This window comes from Edaphobacter acidisoli (assembly GCF_014642855.1).
Lineage (GTDB): Bacteria > Acidobacteriota > Terriglobia > Terriglobales > Acidobacteriaceae > Edaphobacter > Edaphobacter acidisoli.
Genome location: NZ_BMJB01000003.1, coordinates 125,464 through 150,745, shown reverse-complemented (window position 1 = coordinate 150,745; position 25,282 = coordinate 125,464). Strand labels below are relative to the sequence as shown.

The 25,282-nt window shown below is 60.7% G+C and carries 23 protein-coding genes; 11 read left to right on the top strand and 12 right to left on the bottom strand.

Features of this window, described 5'->3' with window-relative positions:
• Positions 1-49 precede the first annotated feature (49 nt).
• Both IEX36_RS15540 and IEX36_RS15535 read left to right on the top strand, forming a co-directional pair.
• Positions 50-670: an acyloxyacyl hydrolase gene (locus tag IEX36_RS15540; RefSeq protein WP_188760492.1), complete on the top strand. Its 621-nt coding sequence runs from the start codon at positions 50-52 to the stop codon at positions 668-670.
• A gap of 96 nt (positions 671-766) precedes the next feature.
• Positions 767-1,393, top strand: a complete 627-nt coding sequence (locus tag IEX36_RS15535) for a class I SAM-dependent methyltransferase (RefSeq protein WP_188760491.1) — start codon at positions 767-769, stop codon at positions 1,391-1,393.
• On the opposite strand, the gene IEX36_RS15530 is transcribed toward IEX36_RS15535, so the two are convergent.
• Positions 1,386-2,333, bottom strand: coding sequence for a hypothetical protein (locus tag IEX36_RS15530; protein ID WP_188760490.1), 948 nt, complete (start codon positions 2,331-2,333; stop codon positions 1,386-1,388). The two genes, IEX36_RS15535 and IEX36_RS15530, sit on opposite strands and share 8 nt — an antisense overlap.
• Before the next feature lie 146 nt (positions 2,334-2,479).
• Between IEX36_RS15530 and IEX36_RS15525 the strand changes: the two genes are divergently transcribed.
• Positions 2,480-3,187 (top strand): CDGSH iron-sulfur domain-containing protein, encoded by a 708-nt coding sequence (locus IEX36_RS15525; protein WP_229669061.1) that lies wholly within the window; start codon positions 2,480-2,482, stop codon positions 3,185-3,187.
• 114 nt (positions 3,188-3,301) lie between these two features.
• Here the strand turns inward: IEX36_RS15525 and IEX36_RS15520 are convergent, their stop codons facing one another.
• From IEX36_RS15520 to IEX36_RS15510, 3 genes are read right to left on the bottom strand one after another with little or no spacing between them, the layout of a single operon-like run.
• The gene (locus tag IEX36_RS15520) at positions 3,302-3,478 is read right to left on the bottom strand and encodes a hypothetical protein (RefSeq protein WP_188760489.1); all 177 of its coding nucleotides are present in this window, start codon (positions 3,476-3,478) and stop codon (positions 3,302-3,304) included.
• Positions 3,475-3,888 (bottom strand): DUF6677 family protein, encoded by a 414-nt coding sequence (locus tag IEX36_RS15515; RefSeq protein WP_188760488.1) that lies wholly within the window; start codon positions 3,886-3,888, stop codon positions 3,475-3,477. Before IEX36_RS15515 ends, IEX36_RS15520 begins: the two co-directional genes overlap by 4 nt.
• Before the next feature lie 18 nt (positions 3,889-3,906).
• Positions 3,907-5,115 (bottom strand): M24 family metallopeptidase, encoded by a 1,209-nt coding sequence (locus tag IEX36_RS15510; RefSeq protein WP_188760487.1) that lies wholly within the window; start codon positions 5,113-5,115, stop codon positions 3,907-3,909.
• A gap of 422 nt (positions 5,116-5,537) precedes the next feature.
• On the opposite strand from IEX36_RS15510, the gene IEX36_RS15505 reads away from it, so the two are divergent.
• Complete coding sequence (locus IEX36_RS15505; RefSeq protein WP_188760486.1) at positions 5,538-6,131, top strand: PEP-CTERM sorting domain-containing protein; 594 nt, start codon at positions 5,538-5,540, stop codon at positions 6,129-6,131.
• 77 nt (positions 6,132-6,208) lie between these two features.
• Entirely contained in the window at positions 6,209-8,134 is a 1,926-nt protein-coding gene (locus tag IEX36_RS15500) for a hypothetical protein (protein ID WP_188760485.1), read from the top strand.
• A 78-nt stretch (positions 8,135-8,212) separates the two neighbouring features.
• On the opposite strand, the gene infB is transcribed toward IEX36_RS15500, so the two are convergent.
• The 3 genes from infB to rimP form a co-directional block, all read right to left on the bottom strand.
• Positions 8,213-11,245, bottom strand: a complete 3,033-nt coding sequence (gene infB, locus IEX36_RS15495; RefSeq protein ID WP_188760484.1) for a translation initiation factor IF-2 — start codon at positions 11,243-11,245, stop codon at positions 8,213-8,215.
• Between the two features lie 128 nt (positions 11,246-11,373).
• The gene (gene nusA, locus IEX36_RS15490; RefSeq protein WP_188760483.1) at positions 11,374-12,939 is read right to left on the bottom strand and encodes a transcription termination factor NusA; all 1,566 of its coding nucleotides are present in this window, start codon (positions 12,937-12,939) and stop codon (positions 11,374-11,376) included.
• 69 nt (positions 12,940-13,008) lie between these two features.
• On the bottom strand, positions 13,009-13,584 hold the full coding sequence (rimP, locus tag IEX36_RS15485) for a ribosome maturation factor RimP (protein ID WP_188760482.1): 576 nt from the start codon (positions 13,582-13,584) through the stop codon (positions 13,009-13,011).
• Between the two features lie 236 nt (positions 13,585-13,820).
• On the opposite strand from rimP, the gene IEX36_RS15480 reads away from it, so the two are divergent.
• The 5 genes from IEX36_RS15480 (at position 13,821) to IEX36_RS15460 (ending at position 18,558) form a co-directional block, all read left to right on the top strand.
• Positions 13,821-14,618 (top strand): TIGR03435 family protein, encoded by a 798-nt coding sequence (locus IEX36_RS15480; RefSeq protein WP_188760481.1) that lies wholly within the window; start codon positions 13,821-13,823, stop codon positions 14,616-14,618.
• A 141-nt stretch (positions 14,619-14,759) separates the two neighbouring features.
• Positions 14,760-15,596: a TIGR03435 family protein gene (locus IEX36_RS15475; RefSeq protein WP_188760480.1), complete on the top strand. Its 837-nt coding sequence runs from the start codon at positions 14,760-14,762 to the stop codon at positions 15,594-15,596.
• Positions 15,597-15,622: 26 nt separating this feature from the next.
• Complete coding sequence (locus tag IEX36_RS15470) at positions 15,623-15,922, top strand: hypothetical protein (RefSeq protein WP_188760479.1); 300 nt, start codon at positions 15,623-15,625, stop codon at positions 15,920-15,922.
• 179 nt (positions 15,923-16,101) lie between these two features.
• Positions 16,102-17,622, top strand: coding sequence for an IMP dehydrogenase (gene guaB / locus IEX36_RS15465; RefSeq protein WP_188760478.1), 1,521 nt, complete (start codon positions 16,102-16,104; stop codon positions 17,620-17,622).
• 51 nt (positions 17,623-17,673) lie between these two features.
• A complete protein-coding gene (locus tag IEX36_RS15460; protein ID WP_188760477.1) occupies positions 17,674-18,558 on the top strand; it encodes a carboxypeptidase-like regulatory domain-containing protein in 885 nt (294 codons plus the stop codon).
• A 116-nt stretch (positions 18,559-18,674) separates the two neighbouring features.
• Here IEX36_RS15460 and IEX36_RS15455 read toward each other — a convergent pair whose 3' ends face one another.
• From IEX36_RS15455 to IEX36_RS15435, 5 genes are all read right to left on the bottom strand, one after another.
• Positions 18,675-19,673, bottom strand: a complete 999-nt coding sequence (locus tag IEX36_RS15455; protein ID WP_188760476.1) for a GNAT family N-acetyltransferase — start codon at positions 19,671-19,673, stop codon at positions 18,675-18,677.
• Positions 19,674-20,060: 387 nt separating this feature from the next.
• Complete coding sequence (locus tag IEX36_RS15450) at positions 20,061-21,881, bottom strand: ArnT family glycosyltransferase (protein ID WP_188760475.1); 1,821 nt, start codon at positions 21,879-21,881, stop codon at positions 20,061-20,063.
• A 75-nt stretch (positions 21,882-21,956) separates the two neighbouring features.
• Entirely contained in the window at positions 21,957-22,925 is a 969-nt protein-coding gene (locus IEX36_RS15445; RefSeq protein ID WP_188760474.1) for a DHH family phosphoesterase, read from the bottom strand.
• Positions 22,922-23,329, bottom strand: a complete 408-nt coding sequence (rbfA, locus tag IEX36_RS15440) for a 30S ribosome-binding factor RbfA (RefSeq protein WP_188760473.1) — start codon at positions 23,327-23,329, stop codon at positions 22,922-22,924. The genes IEX36_RS15445 and rbfA overlap by 4 nt, the downstream gene beginning before the upstream one ends.
• A 100-nt stretch (positions 23,330-23,429) precedes the next feature.
• A complete protein-coding gene (locus tag IEX36_RS15435; RefSeq protein ID WP_188760472.1) occupies positions 23,430-23,756 on the bottom strand; it encodes a DUF503 domain-containing protein in 327 nt (108 codons plus the stop codon).
• Between the two features lie 88 nt (positions 23,757-23,844).
• Between IEX36_RS15435 and IEX36_RS15430 the strand changes: the two genes are divergently transcribed.
• Positions 23,845-25,281 (top strand): arabinose isomerase, encoded by a 1,437-nt coding sequence (locus IEX36_RS15430; protein ID WP_188760471.1) that lies wholly within the window; start codon positions 23,845-23,847, stop codon positions 25,279-25,281.
• The last annotated feature ends 1 nt before the right edge of the window (position 25,282 follow it).

The window sequence follows — 25,282 nt, the reverse complement described above, 5'->3', positions numbered from 1 at the left end:
TTTTGCTTCTGTCCTGACTGCGCAGGTACAGAGCGCGAGGGATGCCGTTTTGGCCAACAACGGGGGCACAGCAGGAACGACCGTTGCGGTGAGTCCTGGGAAGCAGCCGGTTGAGAGCGAGATTGCTACGGCCGGGATGATCTCGTATGGCAACTACAGGATTTTTGGTGCGGCGCCGCGGGCGAATATATGGACGATGGGCGTGGAGTATGACCGGCATAGCTGGGGCCGGTTCCTGAAGGCGCAGATCGATTATGTGGTCGAGATTCTTCCGGTTGCGATTTTGAGTGAGCCGGCGAAGGAGAATTTCTGGGGTGGTCCGTTGAGTCCCAATCAGCAGCTGGTGCCTGGGCTGGGGATTTCGCCGTTTGGTTTTCGCTTTCTGTGGCGGAGCAATATGAAGGTGAAACCTTACATGATGGGGAAGGCTGGAGGCATCTTCTTTCCGAAGAAGATTCTTTCGCCTGCGTCGAGTTATGCGAACTTTAATTTTCAGGGCGACTTCGGGCTTGAGATCAGCATGACGGAGCGGACGGAGCTGCGCGTCGATCCGGTTGTGTATTTTCATGTTTCGAACGGCTACTTTGCCGCGAGCAATCCTGGGTTCGATCAACTGGGGGCGAAGATCGGGATCAGCTATCATCTTGGCCGGTGGCGGGGCGGCAGATAGCTGGCGGACGTGTGTGTTTGCGGTGAGTTTTTCTTTGGCTGCTGCCTCTGGATGCTCGACGCTGCTTCGCGCGGTATAAAGGTTCGAGTATCCGAGATGTCTTTTTATCGCGAGCATGTTTATCCGGGCCTTGTGGATCTGTTAGGAAATCCCGGGCCGATTGCGGAGATTCGGAGGCGCGTTGTTCCGCTGGCCACGGGCGATGTGCTGGAGATTGGCGCGGGCTCTGGCGTTAACTTCGCGCATTATGATACTTCGCGAGTGAACAAAGTGTATGCGCTGGAGCCGAACCGCGGGATGCTTCGGCGCGCGGAGGAGCAGAGGCGCAGGGTGCAGGTGGAGATTGAGTTTCTTGACCTGCCTGGAGAACGGATTCCTCTGGCGGATGAGAGCGTCGATACGGTTGTGAGCACGTTGACGTTCTGCACGATTCCTGGCGTGGTTGAGGCGATTCGGGGGATACGGCGGGTGCTGCGGCCTGGAGGCAGGCTTATCTTTTTTGAGCATGGTTTGTCGCCGGATGCTGAGGTTGAGCGCTGGCAGAGGCGGTTGGATCGCGTTTGGGGCTGTGCGTTCGGGGGATGTCATCTGACGCGCGATATGCCGTTGCTTATTGAGCAGGGTGGTCTCAGGATCGAGAAGATGGAGCAAGGGTATATTGCTCCGTTTCCGAAGACGCCGTCGTACTGCTGGTGGGGTGAGGCGGTCTTGCAGGCTACTTGAGTGAACTGCGCTCGGCTACGACTTGATTCAGCACCTGTTGCAGGGACCCTTTAACGATCAATAGTTTGACTTGAAGCGAAGCCGTACCTCCCGGCGGCAGAGGAGCGGTTTCGTCTACGTGCTGGCAGGTAAGCTCGGGATTGCTCCAGACATTTCCTGTGTTGTGCGAAAAGCTCGCTACGACCCATTGATGGTCCCGCGAAAGCGTTGCGATGACTGGCTCATCGACAGCAATGGGATTGTCGTAGTTGGTAATTCCATCGCTTCCTCGCGTGACCAGTTTTGCCGGGACGGGCCATGTGTATGAGTCGTGATAGCGGGCCGGCAGCCACTGGCTCAGGGGCATCGATAGCCTCTCCGGCGTATTCGCTGCCAGCAGTCCCCAGCCGGTTTGATGGTGGACGTAAGTTCGTTCGAGGCGCACATCGTGGAAGATGGACGTAAGCCTCGGATCGGTTGGCGCCCAGACCATATCAAATGCTGTGCTCGATTGATTGCGAAATTCGTAATCGAACAGGACGCCGTCGTCTTCAAGCGTGGCCCGTGCTACCATCTCAACGCCATCATCGAAGTGCTTTTCGTATTGCAGAGAATTTCCGTTTCTTTGCCACGTTGGCGGAGTGCCCTGATGGCCCTCGCGCCACATATAGATGTGTTGGACGTCGTTGCTTCCATGCTCTCTAACGGTGACGTGTTCAGGGAAGACGACTTCAATTGTTCGATCGGTAATGGGGTAGCCGGGCAGTACGATGCGCAGTGTTGGCTGGGTGTTATCTATATCGACCAGCATGCGTAATCCCTGTGGATTGCCGATGCCGGAGTGTGTCACGTCTGAAGCTGTCTGGGCAGGCATGGCGATTGCGCTCCAGATACATATCCATGTGAACCAGGCTAGTTTGCCGGATGCGAGGCAGGGTGCTGTTCGTACTCGGGTCTTCATGGTTGTCTCCAGCGACTAGAGACCCATGTTACGGGTGAGTTTTCATCCTGTCATTTTCATGATGCGAGATTTTAACCGGAGAGAAATTAGACGAGTCTGAATGTATGACATTCGGTGAATGGAGTATGCTTTCCGGGCGGGAGGACATGTCGATGAGTGATGCGGAGAAGGTGAGCCAGATTCAGGTGACGAAGAATGGGCCTTATATCGTGAAGGGCTCGCTGCCGGTGATGATGGAGACGATCGCGCAGAATGACGAGGGCGGGTCGTGGACCTGGAAGCGCGGGCGGGATTTTGAAGCGGGCGCGCAGTATGCGCTTTGCCGCTGTGGGCACTCGCACAAGAAGCCGTTTTGCGATGGCACGCATGCGAAGGTGGGGTTTGATGGAACGGAGACGGCGAGCCACGCTTCGTATAAGGAACAGGCGAAGACCTATGATGGGCCGGGGATGGTGCTGGAAGATGCGGAGCGGCTCTGCGCGTTTGCGCGGTTTTGCGATAACGGCGGGTCGATCTGGCGGCAGATTGAAGAGACCGATGATGGTGAGGTGCGGAAGGCGGTGGTGCATGAGGAGACGCACTGTCCTTCGGGGCGGCTGGTGCTGCTGGAGAAGCCTTCAGGCAAGGCTGTGGAGCCGGAGCTGGCGCAGTCGATTGGGCTGGTGGAGGACCCGGCGGAGAATTGCAGTGGGCCGCTGTGGGTGCGGGGTGGTGTTCAGGTGGTGTCGGCTGATGGGGAGAAGTATGAGGTGCGCAATCGGGTGACGCTTTGCCGGTGTGGGCAGTCTTCGAACAAGCCGTTCTGCGATGGAAGCCACGCTAGCGTGAAGTTTCACGATGGGCTACAGGGATGATGACCCAGGCAGGCATCAAACGCAGATTCCCTTCGGGAATGACAAGCAAAAAGCGAGAAGCAGATTCCTCCACTGCGCTGCAGAATGGAAATGCAAAAAAACTGACGCTGCAGCTTAGTGCTTGATGAAGTACATGAGCCAGCTTGCGGCGATGGTGCCGACGACCATCAGGGCGAAGCAGTAGGCGCCGAAGCGGACCATCATGCGTGGCTCTGAGCGCTGCGTGATGCCGAAGACGACTGAGGTGAAGAAAGAGAAGATCAGCACGGCGCTGAAGTGGGTGAGGGTCACGAGTTCTTCCTCCCGGTGGCCAGCGAGTGAGCGTCGACGGCGGCGATGATGTTGAGCAGGCCGGCGACGACCATGAATTTGGTGCCGTAGTCGGCGGTGGCGAGTTCGACGGGCGCCGTCCCCCAGCCTGCGACGCGGGCGATGAGGTAGAGCAGGCCGTTGCCGAGGTCGCCGAAGAAGTTGAGCATGTCGAGAAGCTCGCCGGTGTTGGGCGTGTAGACCTTGCCTTTGAGCGCGACGCCGATGGAGAACATCGCGACGACGGAGATGAAGAGCAGTGTGCCGCGAATCCACTTCTTGAGGAGGAAGTGGCCTGCGCCGGGGATGAGCCAGCCGGCGATGAGCGCCATGAGCGGCAGGGAAGAGGATTGACCGGCGGTGCGGGCCTGGGCTTGCGCGTTGTTAGCCATCAGCTTTGATGATAGCAGCTAGATGCGGACGAGTTCCTGCTGGCGGGGGCCGGTGACTTCGGCGCGGCCGGGACGGGTGATCATGTTGACTTCGCTGCGGATGCCGAAGGCGTTGGGATCGCTGTGGGCGCCGGGAAAGTAGATGCCGGGTTCGACGGAGAAGCAGGTGTTGGGCAGGATGAGGCGGGTGTCGTGGGTTTCGAGGTTGTCGAGGTTGGCGCCGTTGCCGTGGAGTGAGGTGCCGATGTTGTGGCCGGTGCGGTGGGTGAACTGCGGGGCGAATCCGGCGGCGCGGATGATGGCGCGGGAGGCGTCGTCGGCTTCGTAGCCGGTGATGGGCTTGTTTGCGGCGAAGGCTTGCTCGACGGCGGCGATGGCGGCGTCGCGAGCGTTGCGGACGGTGATGAAGATCTCCTGCTCGCGTGGGGTGGGGTCGCGGTCGATGACGCCGGTCCAGGTGATGTCGTACCAGATGGCGCTGGGGTCATTGGCGAGCCTGGCCCAGATGTCGATGAGGACGAAGTCGCCGCGGTGGATGGGTTTGGATGAGGCGGCGGTGGGCTCGTAGTGCGAGTCGGCGGAGTTGGCGCCGACGGAGACGTTGGGGCCGAACTCGGTGATGAGGCCTTCGCGATCGATGGCGGTCTGGAGGAACTGGACGATGGCGTGCTCGTGCGCGTCGGGTGAGTTGGCGCGGACGCGGCTGCCGATCTCGCGGAAGCCGGCCTGGAGGATGGCGTCGAGCTTGCGCTGGGCTTCGTAGTGGGTGGCGATCTGGGCGTCGGTGAGGACGGCTTCGAAGCGGCTGACGAGGTCGGCGGAGGTGACGGGTTCTTTGCCGAAGCTGCGGATGAGCTCGATGGTGCCCGCGTCGACGAGGGAGACGTACATGATGGCGTTGCGGGGGGAGTACTGGAGGGCGATGCGGGTTGCGCCGGTGAGGAGGGATTCGAGGTTCTGCTCGAGCTCCTGCCAGGAAGAGTACTCGGCTTTGGAGCCGGGGAGGGGGTCGAGGCGGCCGGACTCGATGCGGTGGACGAGCTTGCGGGGTTCGCCCGTCGCGGGGATGAAGTAGTACCAGCGGCGGGTGACGTGGCCGCCGGGAATGCCGAGGATGGAGTAGGCGAGTGGGTCGCGGTTGTGGTGGTCGTAGAAGAGCCAGCCGTCGAGGTGGGCGTCGCGGAGGGCGGATTGGATGGCTTCGATGCGGCTAGCGGCGCTTTCCATGGACCCCCTCCCCGTACTTTTTGCGCAAAGTCTTCAAACGATGAGATATAAGGTTGGACTTTGATGTCAAGTCTGATGGCATTAAATGCGAATGCCCGGCGGTTTGGCCGGGCTTGCTCCTGATTTAAGGATAGCAGGGGTGTCAAGGGTGCTGTGGAAAAGCCGGATGTGGTGGATGGGCGTATCTGGACTACGCGCCGTGCGTGCCGCAGAGTTCTTCGTTCTTCGCGCGCGTGTAATCGATTGCAAACTATTTTATTGACAACGCGCGACAGGGAAAGTTATACATTCCTGCGAAATAGAAAAGCTGTACGGGCGAATTCTGGGCAGTGCCAGTTAATTTTTCGCCAAATTCAATCGATTGCAATCTAGCAAATTTAGAGTGTGAGTGGCGCAATCCAAAAACAGGAGACCTGATTCCAATGACGATCCAAAGACGATGGCTGCATGGGCGCTTTTTGAGGACGCTGCTCCAGATCATCTGCGTGGGGGTCTTTGCCGCGTGGGCTGGAGCCTCGGCGCTGGCTGATTCGGTTGTAGTCGACTATGGGGCAACCCAGATCGGCGGCACGGAATGGCAGTATACGTATCAACTCTCGGGCACGTTCCAGTCGGGAGACGATCTTGCGATTTATTTTCCACTGGCTACGAGCGCCAATCTCGTGGACATGGGAACGGGCGGGCCCGACTGGACCACGTTTGTGCTTCAACCAGACGGGTCTTTGCCTGCGGATGGCGAGTTCGACATGCTGGCGAATCAGGATAACCCGGACCTGAGCAGCGTCTTCACGGTGGACTTCGAGTGGCTTGGATCAGGTTCCCCTGGCTCGCAGTCCTTCACGCTCTATGATCCGAACTTCAACGTCATCGACACGGGCGCGACGGTTCCCGAGCCTGGCTCGCTGCTGCTTCTGGGATCGGGGTTCCTTGGACTCTGGGCTCTGATCTACCTCCGGAGGGTCCGCGTTCAGTTTGAGCGCGCTGAACCCCCGGCCTCTCTGGAGATTCCGGAGTGATTTTGACGCAACTGTTGTTTGGGCCATCAGGCAGTTCTCTGCAGTGAGCACCGTTATTTTTCAGAGAAAGGTTCTCCATGATTGAGTTCATGCGTTTGCGACGACGTGCGGTTCGGCCGGATGTGCAGGCCGTTCTGTTTGCTGGATTGCTGGCACTTTCTACCGCGGCGATAGGGCAGCAGTTTGTGATTGGCGCCTATCATCTGCAGCAATCAACAAGGATTTCGCTGACCCAGTATGACTACACCTATACCGTGGATGTGACGAACAATGCCATGAATTCGCAGAACATCGTAGGCACGGTTACGAGCACGGCTTCGGGCACGGTGGTGCGGAAGGGTACGGTGATGTTCGGGCGGGTTGCCCCAGGGGCGACCGTGACGAGTACGGATACGTTCATCATTCGACAGAACCGTACGGTCCCGTTCAATCCGGCCAGTCTGGCGTGGATGTTCCCGACTCCAGCTGGCCCGACTGCGGTGAATGTTACTGTCCCGAACATCGACACAACGAACGAGCCGGGCGGGAGCAGCGCGTATCCGTTCGGCCAGAGTTCGATGCGCTATCAGCAGGTGTATGCGGCGTCGCAGTTCGCGACGGGCGGCCTGATCTCGGAGATATCGTTCCGTCCCACGGGAGCGCTTGCTACAGGCTCGGGTACGCCGGCTCCATTCCTGCTCACGCCGGTGACCATCCAGGTGACGCTTTCGACGACAGGCAAAGCGCCGGGGCATTTGAGCACGACGTTTAGCCAGAACTATGGTCCGGACCATACGGTGGTGTACAACGGCACGTGGAATTTCAGCACGTCGTTTGCCGGAAACGCGGGCGGACCGAATGCGGCGGATGCGCGCATTACGCTGCCGATTCCGTTTCCGTATAACCCGTCGGAGGGCAATCTGCTTGTGGACATCACGGTGACGGCGGGGGCCACGAACCTGCCTGCGCTGGATACGGATGAGTCCTCGAATGGGCTGGTGTCGAGTATCTATGCTCCGAGCGCGGACGCGGACGTGGCTTCAAACTCCGATGCAGGCGGGCTGGTGACGCAGTTCACGTTTGGGAGCTTTGCGGTCATGACCAACTGCGCCGCGACGCAAAACAAACTCGGATGGCTGATCTTTACGAATAACGTGAGCGACATCCAAAACGGCGGGTACACAGCGCTTGCACAACAGGCATTCGATAACCCGTGCACCCTGATCGGAGGCTCGTCTACGGCCACGACTTCCCCGGTTCCAGCCACCTGGACGAGTTTGGCGGTTGCGAGTCTTGATAGTTTTCAAAGCTTCCGCAACAATATGGTGGCGAACATGCCGCCGAACACAACGGCGACCCCGCTGGTTCAAAACTATAAGGTGGTTCTCTATGACAATGAGTACTGGGGCGGCGGTCTCCAGACACCCTTGCAGGAAAAGCAGGATCCCAGGGACTATGAGGCGCTGTTTGCCAGGCTGGCCCACGCCAATGGATTTGCGTTCATGTCCGCACCTGGAACCGACCTGGTGACGGTGGTGAATAAGGGTTCGGGACCAGCATATACGCGATACCTTGCGTACGGCTTCCCTGAGTTTTCCGCAGCCTCGCCCGCCGATGTCTACGACGTGCAGGCTCAGGGTTCTCAGACCGGCGTGCCCGGGGGTAGCGTCACCACGCCTAGCTGCGAGACGGGTGATAACTATTGCGATTACGTTAGCAAAGCGGTCCCGCTTGCGAACATTGGCCTTCCGGCCAGTCAGGGGAATCCTGCCAACCCGGGCAATCCGGCGACCGTCGTGATTACGGGGCTTTCCACGTGTCCGAACCAGACGGCTGCGACTGCGACGCAGTTGTACAACGCGGTGAACGAAACGTTGCCGTATGTCTCCGTCTATTGGCTGAACATGCCGGAAAACACTGCGTCGTCGCCTGTTCCTCCAGCGTGCACCGGCCAGTTTCGCGTGACGACGGTGAGCCAATTTCTGGTCAATCTGCAATCGCAGGGCCTGCTAGGGAATCCGTAAAGCAACGCGTTGTGCGAAACGTCAACAGCAAGGCCGGGATTGCTCCTGGCCTTTGCGCTGTCCTGCTGATTGGATGGTTTATGCGTTGGCTGGTTCGGTGGGTTTTTCTTCGGCTTTCTTTTCGGCTGCGGTTTTGCCTAGTTCGGCGGCGATCTTTTCTGTGGTGAAGGCTTCGACGATGTCGCCGACCTGGATCTCCTTGAAGCCTGCGAGGTCGATGCCGCACTCGACGCCCTGACGGACTTCGCTGGCGTCGTCCTTGAAGCGCTTGAGTGAGGCGATCTTGCCCTTCCAGAGCTCTTCTTCGTTGCGGAGGACGCGGACGTTGGCGTCGCGCTTGATGAGGCCGTCGCGGACGATGCAGCCGGCGATCTGCCCGACCTTGGTGATCTTGAAGACGTTGAGGACTTCGGCGCGGCCGAGGTAGTTCTCCTTGTAGACCGGTTCGAGCAGGCCGTACATGGCTTTGGTGATCTCGTCCTGCAGCTCGTAGATGATGGAGTGCAGACGAATCTCGACGTTTTCGCGCTCGGCGATCTCGGCGGCTTTGCGGTCCGGACGGACGTTGAAGCCGATGATGACTGCGTTCGATGCGGATGCGAGGAGCACGTCGGACTCGGTGATGGCTCCGACGCCTGCGCGGAGGACGCGCACGCGGACCTTCTCGGTGGACATCTTTTCGAGCGAGTCGGCGAGGACTTCGACGGAGCCCTGCACGTCGCCCTTGAGGATGAGGTTGAGGTCTTTGACGCCTGCGGACTTGATCTGCTCGGCGAGGCCTTCGAGCGAGGCGCGCGAGGACTTCGCGAGCTGGGCTTCGCGCTCTTTGAGCGAACGGTACTTCGCGATTTCTTTGGCGCGGTCGCGGTCGCTCATGACGAGGAAGGTGTCGCCTGCGTCGGGCATTCCCTCGAGGCCGAGGATTTCGACTGGCGTGGATGGGCCAGCCTCGGTGACGGGGCGGCCACGGTCGTCGAACATGGCGCGGATCTTGCCGAAGGTGTTGCCGACGATGTAGCTGTCGCCAGTGCGGAGTGTGCCGTTCTGCACGAGGATCGAGGCGACGGCGCCGCGGCCGCGGTCGAGCTTGGCTTCGATGACGGTACCGACGGCGGGACGGTCGGGCGTGGCCTTTTGTTCGTTGGTGTCTGCGACGAGGCAGATCATCTCTTCGAGGCCGTCGAGGTTGATGCGCTTCTTCGCGGAGACCTCGACGAAGGGCGTGTCGCCGCCCCATGAGTCGGGCTGGAGGCCGCGCTCGGCGAGCTGCTGCATGACACGCTGCGGGTTAGCCTCGGGCTTGTCGATCTTGTTGACCGCGACGATGATGGGGACCTTGGCGGCGCGGGCGTGGTCGATGGCTTCGAGGGTCTGGGGCATGACGCCGTCGTCGGCGGCAACGACCACGACGACGATGTCGGTGACCTTGGCGCCGCGTGCACGCATGCGGGTGAAGGCCTCGTGGCCGGGGGTGTCGAGGAAGACGATCTCGCGTCCAAAGGCGGGCGAGTCGGGCTTGGTGATTTTGACCTTGTAGGCGCCGATGTGTTGAGTGATGCCTCCGGCTTCGCCGCCGGCGACGTCGGTGGAGCGGATGGCGTCGAGCAGCGAGGTCTTGCCGTGGTCGACGTGGCCCATGACGGTGACGACGGGCGAGCGGACAACCTCGACCATACCGGTGGTGTCTTCGAGCAGGCCCTCGATGGCTTCGTTCTCAAGCTGCTCTTCGACGGAGATGATTTGCGCGTCGGCGCCGAACTGGCGGGAGACGTCCTTGACCAGCTCGCTGTCGAGCGACTGGTTGACGGTGACGAGCACGCCGCGCATGAGCAGGGTGGCGATGAGGTCCTTGCCGCGCAGCTCGAGCTTTTCGGCGAGGTCCTTGACGCTGATGCCCTCGGTGACGGTGATGGTCCGGGTGATGGGAAGCGGCTGCTGGGGGATCTGCGCTCCGCCAAAACGCGGCGGCGGGGCGAAGCCCTTCATCGGGCCTTCCTTGGTCTTTTCGTAGCGCTGGTTGCCGCGGCGGCCCGGGCGCTGTCCTGGACGCTGGCCGGTGGGCGCTTCGCCTGGAGGCGGCAACATGCCGGGTGCTCCCATGCCTGGACGCTGTCCGAAGCCTGGGCGCGGACCGCCAAAGCCGGGACGGCCGGGCGCGCCACCAGACGGTGGACCGCCGGGGTAGCTGCGTGTGGGATGCATCGGCCGGCGGGCTCCGGGAGCCGTGGGCATGGGACGCGAACCACCGGGGCCTTGTGGGCGCGGGCGCTCGAAGATGGGACGGCCGCGCTGCGGGGTTGCAGGTGCTCCTGCGGGTGCGGTGTAGATGGGGCGCGGGCCGGTCTGCGGCATGATGACGCGGCGGACGGGTGCGGCCGGAGGCGCGGGCGCTGCCGCTACAGGCTCTGGCGCGGACGGAGCTTCTACTGGTACTGGAGCTGGTGCCGCGGCTGGAGCGGGCGCTTCGACGGAAGCGGATGCGGCGGGTTTTAGCGTGGCTGGAGGCACGGCAGCGACGACGGGGCGATCCTTCGAATGTACTGCTGGAGGATGCGCCGCTGGAGGATGCGCCGCGATGGCAGGCGCGGGAGCCGCGGTTACGGGCGGCTTCGCGATGACCGGACCTGCGGGCGGCCTGGTGGCGATGGCAGGCGGCGGTGCGGGCGCGATGATGTTGGCCTGCGGACGCGGCTGCGGGACGATGCGGCGCGGGGCAGGGGTTGCAGGCTGCGCAGATGCGGGGGCGGGCGCAGCGGCAGGTCGTGCCGGAGTGGCAACGGGAGGCGCGACGACAGCGGTGGGGCGCGGCGGCGGCGCGGATTTTGCCGCGGCCTCGGCATGCTTGCGCTCAAGGATGGCTTTGAGGGCGTCGCCGGGCTTGGAGACCTTGGAGAGATCGAACTTCGGCTTGGTGTCAGCCGCCGGCCTGGCCGTAGTGGCGGGCCTGCTGCCGCCCGAGATGTATTGGCGCACCTTCTCGGCTTCGTCGACTTCGATGGAGCTGGAGTGGGTCTTTTTTTCGGTGACACCGACGGCCGTCAGGGCGTCGAGAATCGCCTTGCTCTTGACTTCCAGTTCTCGTGCCAGATCGTTGATTCGAACTTTGCTCATCCGTTCCTTTGCTTGCCTCTCGCGCTTAGCTGTTCATATCAGCCTCGAGATGGGTTGCTCTGCTCTTTGTATTATCCCTGAATCGCAGCGTGCGCGAGCGAGGGAAGTAAAGTTGCGCGAAGGGCCTGTCAGCCACGGCCGGACCCTTCGTCGATGCCTTCGGTGGCGACGTCTTCGCTCTCGTTTACGAGAGTGTCGACGGCGTCGTTATCGTGTTCGATGCGCTCCTCGCGGGCGTCGGCTTCTGAGAGAGCGTCTGTATCGGAGCCCTCTTCTTCGGCCTCGACGATGTCTTCGGTCGAGAAGCTGCGGACCTCACGGGGCGCGTCTTTGCCTGCGTCTTCAGCGAGAATCGCTTCGGGGGTCTTGTCGAAGCTGGCCTCGGGCTCGGCCTTCGGCGCGGGACGCTCTTCGCCTTCTTCGTACTGGCCGAAGTAGTGGCGGACGGCGACGGAGATCTTCTCGACGGTCTTTTCGCCGATGCCGGGGACCTCTTCGAGCTGCTCGGGGGTCATGTCGGCGAGGGCTTCGACGGTGGTGATGCCCGCGGCGATGAGCTTTTCGAGCACGTTTTCGCCGAGCTCGGTGACCTGCTCGATCGGGGTCGAGGGGCCGCCGGACATGGCCTGCATCTGCTGCTCGACTTCCTGGCGCTTTTCTTCTTCGCTCTTGATGTCGATCTTCCACTGGAGAAGCTTGGCGGCGAGACGAACGTTCTGGCCCTTCTTGCCGATGGCGAGCGAGAGCTGGGTGTCGTCGACGATGACCTCGATCTGCTTTTCGCCGAGGTCGGTGATGGAGACGCGGCTGACCTTGGCGGGTTGCAGGGCCTTTTCGGCGAAGGTGGTGATCTCATCGGAGAACTCGATGATGTCGATCTTTTCGCCGCGCAGCTCGCGGATGATGGATTGCACGCGCATGCCCTTCATGCCGACGCAGGCGCCGACGGGGTCGACGTCCTTGTCGCGGGACTGGACGGCGATCTTGGTGCGCTCGCCTGCCTCGCGGGCGATGGCCTTGATGTTGACGGTGGCGTCGTAGATCTCGGGGACCTCGGACTGGAAGAGGTTCTGCACGAGAATCGGAGAGGCGCGCGAGACGATGACCTGCGGGCCCTTGGCGGCGCGGTCGACGCGGAGAAGCACAACGCGGACACGCTCGCCGACGGCGAACTGCTCGAGGCGCGACTGTTCGCGCTTCGGCATGCGGGCTTCGGCTTTGCCGATGTCGAAGATGACGTCCATGGGTTCGAGGCGCTTGACGGTGGCGGTGATGACTTCGCCGGCGCGGTGGTTGTACTCGTTGAAGACGGTGTCGCGCTCGGCCTCGCGGACCTTCTGGAAGATGACCTGCTTGGCCATCTGGGCGGCGATGCGGCCGAGGGGCGTGGTGTCTTTGTAGAAGCGCAGCTCGCCGCCGACTTCGACCTCGGGCGCGAGTTCGCGGGCCTGCTCGAGGGTCATCTGATTGATGCTGTCTTCGACCTGCTCGGGGGTCTCGACGACGGTCTTGTAGACGTAGGCGCGGATCTCGCCGGTCTCGCGGTCCATCTCGGCGCGCATGTTTTCCTGCGTCTTGTAGTACTTGCGGGTGGCGAGGGCGATGGCGTCCTCGACGGCGCCGACGACGATGTCGGCTTCGATTCCCTTGTCCCTGCTGAGCGTCTCGATTGTTTGATACAGAACACTTGGCATCGCTTTGCTCGTCCTTCAAATGCTGAATTCGGGTGTTACTTTGTGATGCGTGCTGTTGCGGAGTGCGGATTAAATCTCCGCAACGATGTTTGCTTTTTCGATGTTCGACAGAGGGACCTCGACGGTCTGCTCTGTCTGGTTCTTTCTGGCCTTGCCTCTTTGTTTGATGGCGGAGAGGTCGAGGGTCAGGGTGTTGTTTGAAAATTGTGTCAGCCGGCCCTGGAAGTGGCGGTTGTCGTTGACCGGCGTAAAGGTCTGGAGCTTGACCAGGCTGCCGGTGAAGCGGGTGAAGTCTTCCGGTTTGTGCAGCTTGCGTTCGAGGCCCGGGGAGGAGACTTCGAGGGTGTATTCGGAGCCGGGGATGAGGTCTTCGACGTCGAGCACGGTGCCGAAGTCCTGCGCGAAGAGGGCGCAGTCCTCGTGGGTGACGCCGGAGAGCTGCTCGGCGGGGACGCCTTTGGGCAGGCTTTCGTCTGCTGCGGCGCTGGCGGCGAGTCTGGCGCGCTCCTCGGCGGTCTTCTCGATGAAGACGCGGAGGATGCGGTGCTTCGCGCCGCCCTGAAACTCGATATCGACGAGGTCGAGGTGGTGGGAGCGGGCGATGCGCTCGGCGGTGGCCCGAATTGTGTCTAACGCTAGTGCCATGTGCTGCCTAAGTGATGCAAAACAGGATGTCTTTTGGAGCAAATAAAAAGTGGGCTGTGGCCCACTCATCTCCTCCGCCAATTGCCGGTGCGTTCACGGCTACTGCTTCGGCGGAACAAAATCGCCTGCTTCTTTATGATACATCGGGTTTGGGGGGAGTTCAATGGCTAGTGTTCCTTCATGGAATGCGGGCTATACCATGATGTTGGCAGAGTCTTCGAGAGGATGAGGTTTTCATGACTGAACGGACCAAGCGCAATTTGTGTCTTCTGGGCGTGGTCGTTGGCCTGATGAGCGTGACTCTTGCCTATGGTCAGGACAAGCCAGACCGATTGACGTTTGATGTGGCTTCCATCAGGCGGTCCAACCCGAACGTGCGTGACGGGTTCATTAAGGCGATGCCGGGAGGCATTGGCTATTCGGCGCAGAACATTCCTGTGAAATTGATGATCAGCCTGATGTACAAAGTGCCCATGCGCCAGATCACGGGTGCGCCGGATTGGCTTTCCACCGATGGCTATGATGTCGAGGCCAAAGCGGACCAACCTTACAGCAAGGACGATTTACAGGTAATGTTTCAGAACCTGCTGGCGGACCGGTTCAACCTGAAGTTCCACAAAGAGATCAAGGAAGGTCCGGTTTATGCGTTGACGGTGGATAAGTCGGGCTCGAAGATGAAGGTCGATGAGAGCAAGCAGGATTTCAGTATTCCGATGAACTACAACGCGGATGGCGTCGCCGTCGGCAAGAGGGTCAACATGCAGTACTTTTGCTGGTGGCTGGGGCGCGTTCTCCATGAGGATGAGCGTCCGGTCATCGACAGGACTGGACTGACCCAGTACTACGACTTCACGCTGTCGTTTGCTCCGGTATTGCCACTCAATGTCTCGCAGGAAAAACTTTCTGATCGGTCGCTGGATCGTCCGTCGATCTTTGATGCCTTGAAGCAGCAGCTCGGTCTGAAATTAGAGGCGGAGAAGGGGCCTGTGGTGTATTACGTGATCGACCATGTCGAGCGGCCTTCGGCTAATTAGTCCCGGGGGCTGAAGCCCCCCCTTTTTTGTGGCTGGTGTTGCCCGGACTGAAGTCCGGGCCTATCTCAGGAACAACAGCAAGGGCAAAGGCAACAGCAAGAACAAAGGCAACCATCCACTCGGAATGGAGGGATCGCTTCAATGTTGGCCAATGGCATTGTTCGAGTCAATCTGCACAAGATGTTCTGTCTTTTCGCAATCGGTTTATTGATCCTCGCGCCGAATGCGATTGCCCAGCAAAATGGCGCAAAGCCGCCGGCTGTTTCGCCCATGTCCCCGATGCCGGCAAACGCGCATCCGTCGTTTGAAGTGGCCACGATCAAGCCGGCCAATCCTAATGAGACGAGTGGGAATTTCCAGATAGGCGGACATCGCATTTTTATAGAAAACGAGACGGTCGATAGCCTGATATCCGCCGCCTATGCGGTCCATCCGAAGCAGATCGTTGACGAGCCGGCCTGGCTGGGGACGGCGAAGTTCGATATCGAAGGGCAGGCGGATCTGGCAGGGGTGCCGAACCTCCAGCAGATTCAGGAGATGCTGCAAGGGCTCCTGCGGGACAGATTCGGGCTTAAGTTCCATCGGGATAAACGCGACCTTTCGATTTATGCAATCAAGGTGGCGAAGGGTGGTCCGAAGATGACACGAAGTCCTGAAACCTCGTATGGGTTGCCTTCACAGACCGGACATGGACACGGAGGACAGATCGAGAGGAAGTTTACGAATAACTCGATGTCGGACTTTGCACTTGGGATGCAGACGTATCTGGACAGGCCCGTTGTCGATGAGACCGGGCTTGCGGGCAGGTACGACTTCACCTTGAAGTGGTCGCCGGATAATTTACCTGTAAGTGAACCGGATGCCGCGCCAGGTATCTTTACCGCCGTTCAGGAGCAGCTTGGCCTGAAGCTGGAGGCTACAAAAGGCCCCGCAGATGTTCTGGTGATCGACCACGTTGAAAGGCCGTCGCCGAACTAGTCCCGGGGGCTGAAGCCCCCTTTTTTGTGGCTGGTGTTGCCCGGACTGAAGTCCGGGCCTATCTCAGGAACAACAGCAACGGCAAGAGCAAAGGCAACAGCAAGAACAACGGCAAAGGCAACGGCAACAGCAACGGCAACAGCAAGAACAACGGCAACAGCAACGGCAACAGCAAGAACAACGGCAACAGCAAGAACAACGGCAACAGCAAGAACAACGGCAAAGGCGTTGGTCGGCTGTTTACTTTCCCATCCTTCTCGATGAAGCCCGCGAAGGATGGGGCATCCGAACGGACTCTCCATCGGCATCCTGGGAACCCACCTTAGCGACGATAAAGGTGTCGCGAAGATGGGGCACCCGGATTTGTTGGGGAATTGAGCATCCGATGTGTGCGTTAACCGGAAGTTATTTTGACGCGGCGGTGGGAGGCGGTAGAATAGGCGATTAAACCCATCGGCATCTTTGCATTCCGCGACTTTGCCCGCATGGGGAGGCCTCTATCTCTATGATCAATCTTCCTGTTCCCGAAGCGCTTACGTTTGATGACGTTCTCCTCGTTCCCTCTTACAGCGATGTTGTTCCTACCCAGGTGAGCACGCAGACGCGGCTGAGTCGGAATATCACGCTCAATACTCCGCTGATGTCGGCGGCGATGGATACCGTGACCGAGTCGCGGCTGGCTATTGCGATGGCGCAGCAGGGCGGGATGGGCGTGGTTCATCGCAATCTGTCGATCGAGCAGCAGGCTGGGGAGATCGACAAGGTGAAGCGGTCGGAGAGCGGGATGATTGTGGACCCGGTGACGATTGCGCCGGAGCAGTCGATTGCCGATGCGCTGGAGGTGATGCGGCGGTACAAGATTTCGGGCGTGCCGGTGACGAAGAACAAGAAGCTGGTCGGGATTCTGACCAATCGCGACCTGCGGTTTGTCTCGCGGACCGATTTGACGATTGATTCGGTGATGACGAAGACGAACCTGATTACGGTTCCGGTGGGCACGACGCTGGAGCAGGCGGAGCAGATTCTGCACCAGCATCGGGTGGAGAAGCTGCTGGTCGTGAACGACGACTACGAGCTGAAGGGCCTGATTACGGTCAAGGACATTCAGAAGAAGCTGAAGTATCCGAATGCGTCGAAGGATTCGCAGGGGCGGCTGCGCGTGGCTGGAGCGATTGGGGCGACGGGGGATTTTCTGGAGCGCGCGGCGGCGCTGGTGGCGGCACGGGTGGATGCGCTGGCGATTGATTCGGCGCATGGGCACTCGTCGCGGGTGCTGGAGGCGGTGCGGGATTGCAAGAAGCGGTTTCCGGATGTGGACCTGATGGCCGGGAATATTGCCACGTACGACGGCGCGATGGCGTTGATTGATGCGGGCGCGGACGCGATCAAGGTGGGGATTGGGCCGGGGTCGATCTGCACGACGCGCATGGTGACGGGCGCGGGTATGCCGCAGATTACGGCGATTGCGGAGGCGTATCGCGCGGCGAGTTCGCGTGGGGTGGCGGTGATTGCGGATGGCGGCATCAAGTATTCGGGCGACGTGACGAAGGCGATTGCGGCGGGAGCGAGCGTGGTGATGATCGGGTCGCTGTTTGCCGGGGTGGATGAGAGCCCGGGCGAGACGATTCTGTATCAGGGGCGGAGCTTTAAGGCGTATCGCGGGATGGGGTCGCTGTCGGCGATGGCGCAGGGGTCGGGTGAGCGGTACTTTCAGGGCAAGGAAGATATGGACGCGAGCACGGAGCGGCCTTCGCTGACGGCGCGCGAGACGGCTTCATCGAACCGGCTGGCGAAGTTTGTGCCGGAGGGGATTGAGGGCAGGGTGCCGCATCGTGGGCCGCTGGAGGCGATGGTGTATCAGCTTGTGGGTGGGCTCAAGTCGGGAATGGGGTATCTGGGCTGCGGGACGATTGAGGACTTGCAGACGAAGGCGCGGTTTATTCGGATCTCGAATGCCGGGCTGCGCGAGAGCCATGTGCATGATGTGATCATCACGCGCGAGGCGCCGAACTATCACGTCGAGTAGGCTGGGGTTTCGTTGCTCCGGGAGCTTCTGCCTGGAGTATTATTCAGCGAAATGAAACTCACTGGATTATGCGGTGCGGTAACTTTTCTTGCTGTTTCGGTGCTCCAGGCGCAGAGCGGTGCGAAGACGCATTTGACTGTTGTTGTTATGGACCCAACGGGAGTCGCGATTCCGCAGGCAGACATTCAAATTACCCGTTCTTCCGATACGGCTGACCCCGTTATGGAAGCGGACAAAAATGGCCGACTTGTCGTCGACGCCATACCGGGAAGCTACAACCTGTCTGTATACAGTGCTGGATTTGTTACTTCGAAGCAGCGGATTGACGTGCATGGAGCGAGTCAATCCTTTGAAGTGGTACTGAAGATAGGTGGTTGCACCGAGTGTGTGACCGTTGAAAGGAAATCACAGAAGCCGCTGCCTCCGATTCGGCTGCCAGCGCTTGGTGGAATTCCATTGACATGCTCGAATCAGGCATTTAGGTATGTAAATTTGGGAGTGCCGGCCTTCTTTCGGGATCGTGGGGCTGTGCGATATGGCATCTCTCTTCCTCCTACCCGCTTTAGTCTTGATGCGGGGCTCATTCCGCTGCATGTCTGGCTCCTAAACGCAACGGATAAAGATATCGTTCTTGGAGCGTGTTCCATGTTTGCCGACTGGGATGTGGATGTGTGGAATGGACCGCAGAGATTGCTTAGTAAGCGCGAACAAAAGGATAAGCAGATGTGGCCTAGCGGTCCATCGTGCGGGGTGGACGCCTCGATTACGGTGCGCGCGCATAGCTGCTCCGTCGTCAATGAGCTCAATCTATTGGATGATTACGATCTGTCAGAGTCGCTCTACACGGTGGTTGAGCGACCGAAAAGGGACCTGAATTCGTCGAAGCCGCCCAGTCGGGCCGATGGACTGGAGTTTCAGGTTATTGGTGGCAGGTAGTCGAGGCACAGCAACAACAACAATAATAATTCCTCCCCCCTTCAGCTTCGCTCAGGGTACGGAACGGAAATGCAGAGAGATTGTCGAATGGAGATGCAATAGCAGGGGCAAAACCGTCAGGGAGCTCCGGTTTTATCGAGCACCATTGCCTCGAAGCGGTGGCGGGTGAAGAAGCCGAGTTCTTCGTAGAGATGGACTGCGGGGCGGTTGGCTTCGGTGACGGTCAGGGTGATGGCGTTGAAGCCTGAGTGGGAGAGGTGGTCGATGGAATGGCGGAGCAGCAGGCTGCCGAGGTTTGCTCCGCGATAGGCTGGGGCCACGCAGAGCTGGGTGATGTGGGCGACGTCGGAGGCGACGCGCGAGCAGAGCACCATGCCGACGAGGGTTTGCGTGCGGGTGTCGCGCAGGACCCAGGACTCGGTCGCGTCGAATACGCCGCAGCCGGGGAAGCGGACGATGTTGTGCAGGAAACGCAGAGAGCCGTGCAGTGAGCAGTACTGGTCGTTGATGAGCGCGTCGATGTGGCCGGTGTAGGACTCGTGGATGAGCTCGGCGGCCTGCTGGTAGTAGACGGGTGACCAGGGACAGAGCTCGATGTGCGTGGGGAGATCGGGTGGGAGCGTGGTGCCGTTCGGGCCGAAGAATGGACTGGCCGATGGCGGCAGATGGTACTCCATGAAGAGACGCGGATGGAGCGAGAAGTTGTATTCGCGGAAGACGTCGTCGATGGAGCCGGCGTCGTAGAGGAGGAGTTGGGATTCGATGCGCTGGACGCCGGGGGAGTTGACCAGCAACTCGATGAGATGGCGGAGCAGAGTGTTGGAGACGAGCTGGGTCTGGGCGACGTCCGGGGCCTGCGCGTAGGCGTCGCCGATGACGGCTTTGGGGCCTTCGTAGACGCAGAAGGTGAAGCCGGAGATGCGGCCACGGTCGAGTGCGACGAAGCCGGGGAGGATGCGCGAGTCGAGATACTGCAGCAGAAGCTCGGTGGAGTTGGTGTAGTCCCAGCGCAGGCGCTGCCGCCAGGCGTGTGCCTCGGACTCAAGGAGGGGGCGCATCTGGCGCGCGGAGAAGTGCCGGAGGTCGAGTATCTCGAGTTGGGTGGCGATGGCCATGCTCGTCCGGAGGTCGATTCCGAGTATTGGATGAGATTATAGGAACCGCGGTGCGGTAGGGAATGATGTGCTCGCGGGGTATTCGGTTCCTTACCGTCTGGTGACCACGGATTGTGCGGATGAACATGGATTACGCCTCTGTTGAAAGGCGATGGCAGATTCCACTTTGCGACTCGCTCTGCTCGCTGTGATGTGGCGAGAGTGGTGGAGATGTCGGGGTCGTGGCTGAAAGGGTTGGAGGGTATGGGTGGGATCTGGCGGTGTCGGGGTCCTTCGACTGCGCTCCCTGCGGTCGCTTCGATCAGGATGACAACTGTTTTGGGAAGTAGTGCGGGATGTGCAAAAGCGAAATGCAGAGGTCTCTCCACCCCCTTCGAGATGGGTGGCTCAGGGGAGCGATTGGGCGTCGACTTTGTAGACGGCGAGGCCCTGGGTTTCGTAGAGGAAGAGCGGTTCGTACATGCGGCCGGCGAGGAGGGTATTGAGTTTGGAGGTCTTCGACTCGCGGATGACGAGGATGTGGGCGGCGGAGGGGACGCCTTCGACGCTGTAATCGACGACGGGCTCGTTGCGATAGAAGGCGAGGCCGTAGTTGATGTCGCGGTTGACGTCGTCGGTGGCGACGATCTTCACGTCGGGGGCCTGCTGGTGGATCTCGCGTGCGAGCGGGCGGGCGGAGTAGGTGAGGTCGAGCTCGCGGCCGTGGAAGCCCAGCAGGAAGACCAGGATAGCGAAGATGGGGATGAGGGTTGCGTTGGTGAGCTGCTTCGGGCCCCAGCGCTGGGTGATGGCGAGGACAATGCCGCTGAGGATGAGGGCGGAGATGGTTGCGGCGATGAGCCAGTGCGCGGCGGGGACCCAGGTGTCGTACTGCATGTGCTGGGGCGCGAGGACGAGGACGAAGATCATGATGGCGCAGACGGCGGCGTGCGACCAGAGTATCCAACGGGGCAGACCGCACTGGCGGCGGCGGAAGAGATAGTCGGCGGCGAGGATGGTGAGCGGAGGGATCGACGGAAGGATGTAGCCGGGGAGCTTCGAGCCGGAGAAGGAGAAGAAGAGGATGGGAAAGAGCGCCCAGAGGACGAGGAACTCGGGGAAGGCGTCGCCGGCGCGGGTGTGGCCGAGGTAGCGGGCGGGGTTGTGGCGGACTTTCCACTCGGCGATGGAGACGTCGATGGAGTCGATGAGGGCGCGGATGGCGACGACGGTCCAGGGCATCAGCGCGAGGACGAGGACGATGAGGTAATACCAGGGCGCCTGGTGGTGCTGATAGCGGTTGGTGGCGAAGCGCTCCAGATTGTGTTCGAGGAAGAAGAATTTATAGAACGTGGGGTTCTTCCACTGGACGGCGATGTACCAGGGCAGGACCATGACGAGGTAGAGCAGGATGCCGGGCCACCAGATGGTGCGGCGCAACAGCGACCACTCGCGGCGCAGGGCGGCGAAGATCAAGATGATGAAGATGGCCAGGAAGGGAGCGACGGGGCCTTTGGCGAGCGTGGCCGCTGCGCCGAAGAAGTAGAGATCGAAGAGCCAGAATTTTTTATCGGTCTCATACCAGGCATACCAACCGAGCATTCCTATACAGAAAGGCGCGGCGAGCTGCATGTCGGTGGAGGCCCCGCGCGCGAAGCTGAAGATGCCGACGCATGACGCTGTGATGAGTGCGGCGTCGAGATGGCCTCCAGGTCGGAATCTTCGCATGTGCAGGTAGATGAGCACGATGAGCGCGAGCGCTCCGGAGGAGGATGGCAGGCGCGCGGACCAGTCGGAGACGCCGAACTCTTTGAAGAAGCTCATAGCGCGCCAGTAGTAGAGCGCGGGCTTTTCGAGCCAGGGTTTGCCGTAGAGGATGGGTGTGATGGTCCCGCCGAGCAGGCAGTGGTAGGAGTCTTTGATGGCCGTGAGCGAGAGGTTGTGGGGGACGATTTTGGCGTCGTAGGCGTGGCAGGCCTCGGAGTGGGCGGCGAGCATCTCGCGGGCGACCTGGGCGTAGCGGGGTTCGTCGGCGCCGACGAGGCCGAGCTGGTCTCCGCCAAAGATGGGGACGAGGCCGTAGAGCAGCAGGAAGCCGGTGACGGCGGTGAGGATGAGGCACTCGCGGATGGTGATGGAGTCGGGAAGCTGGATGGTGCGGCGGAGCCACGTGCGGAACGCGCTGGGGGCCTCGGGGCCAGGTGCGGCAGGTGGCTGTATATCGGTCATTCGGAAGAATAAAGGCTTAAGACAAGGCTATCAGAGAGTGTCTCGCTGCGCGGCGGATGACAATGTTCGGATAAGTCAGAGTCCGGTGCGGAGTTGTGCGAGGATGCGCTCGGTGGCGGCGTCGAGTGGGCCGTCGAGGGTGCATCCGCTGGCGCTGCGATGGCCTCCGCCGCCGAAATGCTCGGCTACGCGGGCGACGTCGAGCTTGCCTTTGCTGCGGATGCTGAGGCGGAATTGGCTGGCGTCGGGGACTTCGCGGAGAAAGACGGCGGACTCGATGCCGTCGATGCTGATGAGGTAGTTGACGACTCCTTCGCAGTCTTCGGCTTCGGCGCCGATGCGGTCCATCTCTGCGCTGGTGATCCAGCTCCAGGCGAGCTGGCCGTCGCATTTGAGATTGGAGAGCGCTGCGCCGAGCAGGCGGATCTTGCTGGCGGGATTGGAGAAGTAGACATCGCGGGCGATCTGCGCGGGGCTGGCGCCTCGGGTGGCGAGGTCATGGACGAGAGCGAAGGTGCCGGCGTGGGTGCTGGAGTAGGTGAAGGACCCGGTGTCGGAGAGGATGGCGGTGTAGAGACAGGTCGCCATGCTGGGGGTAATCTCGGCTTTGGCTGCGTGGGCGAGGCGATAGACCATTTCGGCGACTGCGCAGGCGTGTTCGTCGATCCAGTTGAGATAACCGAAGGGGCGGCCGCTGGCGTGGTGGTCGATGTTGATGAGCGGGTGATGGTCGAGGTCGGTGAGCCCGGTGCGGGTGGTGCCGTCGCATTCGAGCAGAATGACGGGTGTTTTGGAGTCGGAATCAACCTCGTTGATGGATGCAGCGTAGCGAATGCGGTCGAGGCCCGGTAGAGTGCGGAAGATGAATGGGATGGGGTCGGCCAGGACGACCTGGGCCTGGCGGCCTAGTTGTTCGAGCAGCTCGGCCAGCGCGAGCACGGAGCCTATGGCGTCGCCGTCTGGGCGGCAGTGCGAGGTGACGAGGAAGCGTGGGTGCGCGCAGAACTCGGCCAGAAGCGCTTGGATTTGGGCTTCGTGCTTCATGATTTGGCTGGGGCCGTCTCCGGGGGTTGAGAATGGCGTTTCTGGTCGCGCTTGCGGATACGGTCGAGCAACTCGTCCATGCGACCGGTGACTCTTTCCGAGCGGTCGATGGCGAAGGTTAGCTCAGGAACATGACGGACGCCCATGCGCTCGCGGAGTTGCGAGCGGATATAGCCACGGGCGGCGGTGAGGGCTTCGAGCGTGGATGCTTCTTCGTTTTCATCGCCGTGCACGGCGACGAAGATGCGCGCCGACTTGCCGCCGGGAGCCAGCACGACGTCGGTGACGTAGCTGGGAGCGATGCGTGGGTCGGAGAGCTCACCTTCGAGCATGGCTCCGATCTCGTCGGAGAAGGTGTTGGCGACTCGGTTGCGATGGTGCGTTCTGGCGCGTTGTTCAGGCATAGGTAGTTTGACAGTAGGCGAACCTGTGAGGATATCAAAGATGGGGCGTTCGACCTAGCCAAAACGCAGACGATTGATCAGAAAATTTGCAGAATGATGGTCAATCCGGTTGATTTGGTGAAAGTTGCCCGGATTCGGAGATGATTTCGGCCCAGGAGTCGGTGATTTCGGCGCTGAGGGCGGAGGCGTAGCTGTTGGCGGCCTTGTCGAGCTGCTCAAGCTGGCCGGTGAGGTAGGCGGTGGACGATGAGATGGCTGCGATGCCGATGGTGGCGCGGTTCCAGACGATGCCGTCGTCGAGCTCGGCGATGGAGATGTTGAAGCTGTGGCGGAGCTTGTCTTTGAGTGAGCGGACGACCTGGCGGCGGTCCTTGAGGGACTGGGCTCCGGGGATCTCGACTTCGAGTGTGAGCCGGGCGATGGGCATGGCTGGAAGCCATTATCTACCCGGCAGGAGCGGTTTACCAGATTGCGATTTCGTCGCGCACTGTGCCGCGCGCACGTAAGCTGGTGGGATGAATCTCGAATACGGACACTTGCGCGTTGGGCTCATCGGTCTCGGCTTAGAGGCTTACTGGGAGCAGTTTGAAGGGTTGGAGCAGCGTCTTGCGGGCTACCTGTCGGAGGTGGAGCGAAGAGTGATCTCGTCGCGAAGACTGGTCTTCAACTTCGGCCTGGTGGATACGCCGGGAAAGGCGATTGATGTAGGTCATCGCTGCCGGCAGAGCGATATCGATATTTTGCTGGTCTATGTGACGACGTATGCGCTCTCGTCGACGGTGCTGCCGGTGATTCAACGGGCGAAGGTGCCGGTAGTGTTGCTGAACCTGCAACCCGGCGAGGCGATTGACTATGCGCAACTCAACCGCATGGGCAACCGGACGGCGATGACGGGAGAGTGGCTGGCATGGTGCAGTTCGTGTCCGTTGCCGGAGATCGCCAACGTGCTTGCACGTCTCGATATTCCGTTTCGCCAGGTGACGGGAATGCTTGAAGGCGACGTTGAGTGCTGGCGTGAGCTGGAGGAGTGGCTGCGCGCGGCCGAGGTTGTTCATTCGTTTGCGCACAGCAGGCTGGGGCTGATGGGGCACTACTACGGCGGGATGCTCGATATTGCCACGGACCTTGCGCAGGTGAGCGGGCGGTTTGGGCTGCACATCGAGCAGCTTGAGGTGGATGAGCTGAGTGCGCTGCGCGCGGATGTTACTGATCGCGAGGTTGAGCGGAAGGTGGCGTCGATCCGCGAGTTCTTTGCTGTTGGCGAGGATTGTCCGGTTGAAGAGCTGGCCCGTGCGGCGCGCACGTCGGTTGCGCTCGACCGTTTTGTTGATGCCAATGCAGTGGACCTGATGGCTTATTACGCGAAGGGCACGGGCGTTCCGGCGAATGAGGACACGATGAGCTCGATCATTCTGGGCACGTCGATGCTGACGGGACGCGGGATTCCTGTGGCTGGCGAGTATGAAGTGAAGAATGCGATTGCGATGAAGATGATGGACCTGCTGGGCGCGGGCGGGTCGTTCAGCGAGTACTACGCGATGGACTTCGCCGCGGACCTGGTCCTGCTGGGACATGATGGCCCCGGCCACATTGGGATTGCAGAGGACAAGATCAAGGTGCGGCCGCTGGAGGTTTATCACGGCAAGGTGGGCAGGGGGCTTTCGGTTGAGATGCAGGTGAAGCAAGGGCCGGTGACGCTGCTTTCGGTGGTTGAGGACAGGCAGCGCGGCTTCAAGCTGCTGACTGCTGAAGGTGAGAGCGTTCCGGGGGAGATTCTGGAGATCGGCAACACAAATAGCCGCTACAGGTTTTCGATTGGAGCGCGGCGGTTCGTTGAGCAATGGAGCGCGCAGGGGCCGGCGCATCACTGCGCAATCGGCCTGGGACACATTGCGGAACAGCTTTGGAAGGTTGCGGATTTGCTTGGGCTCGGCTTCGATCAGGTTTGCTGAG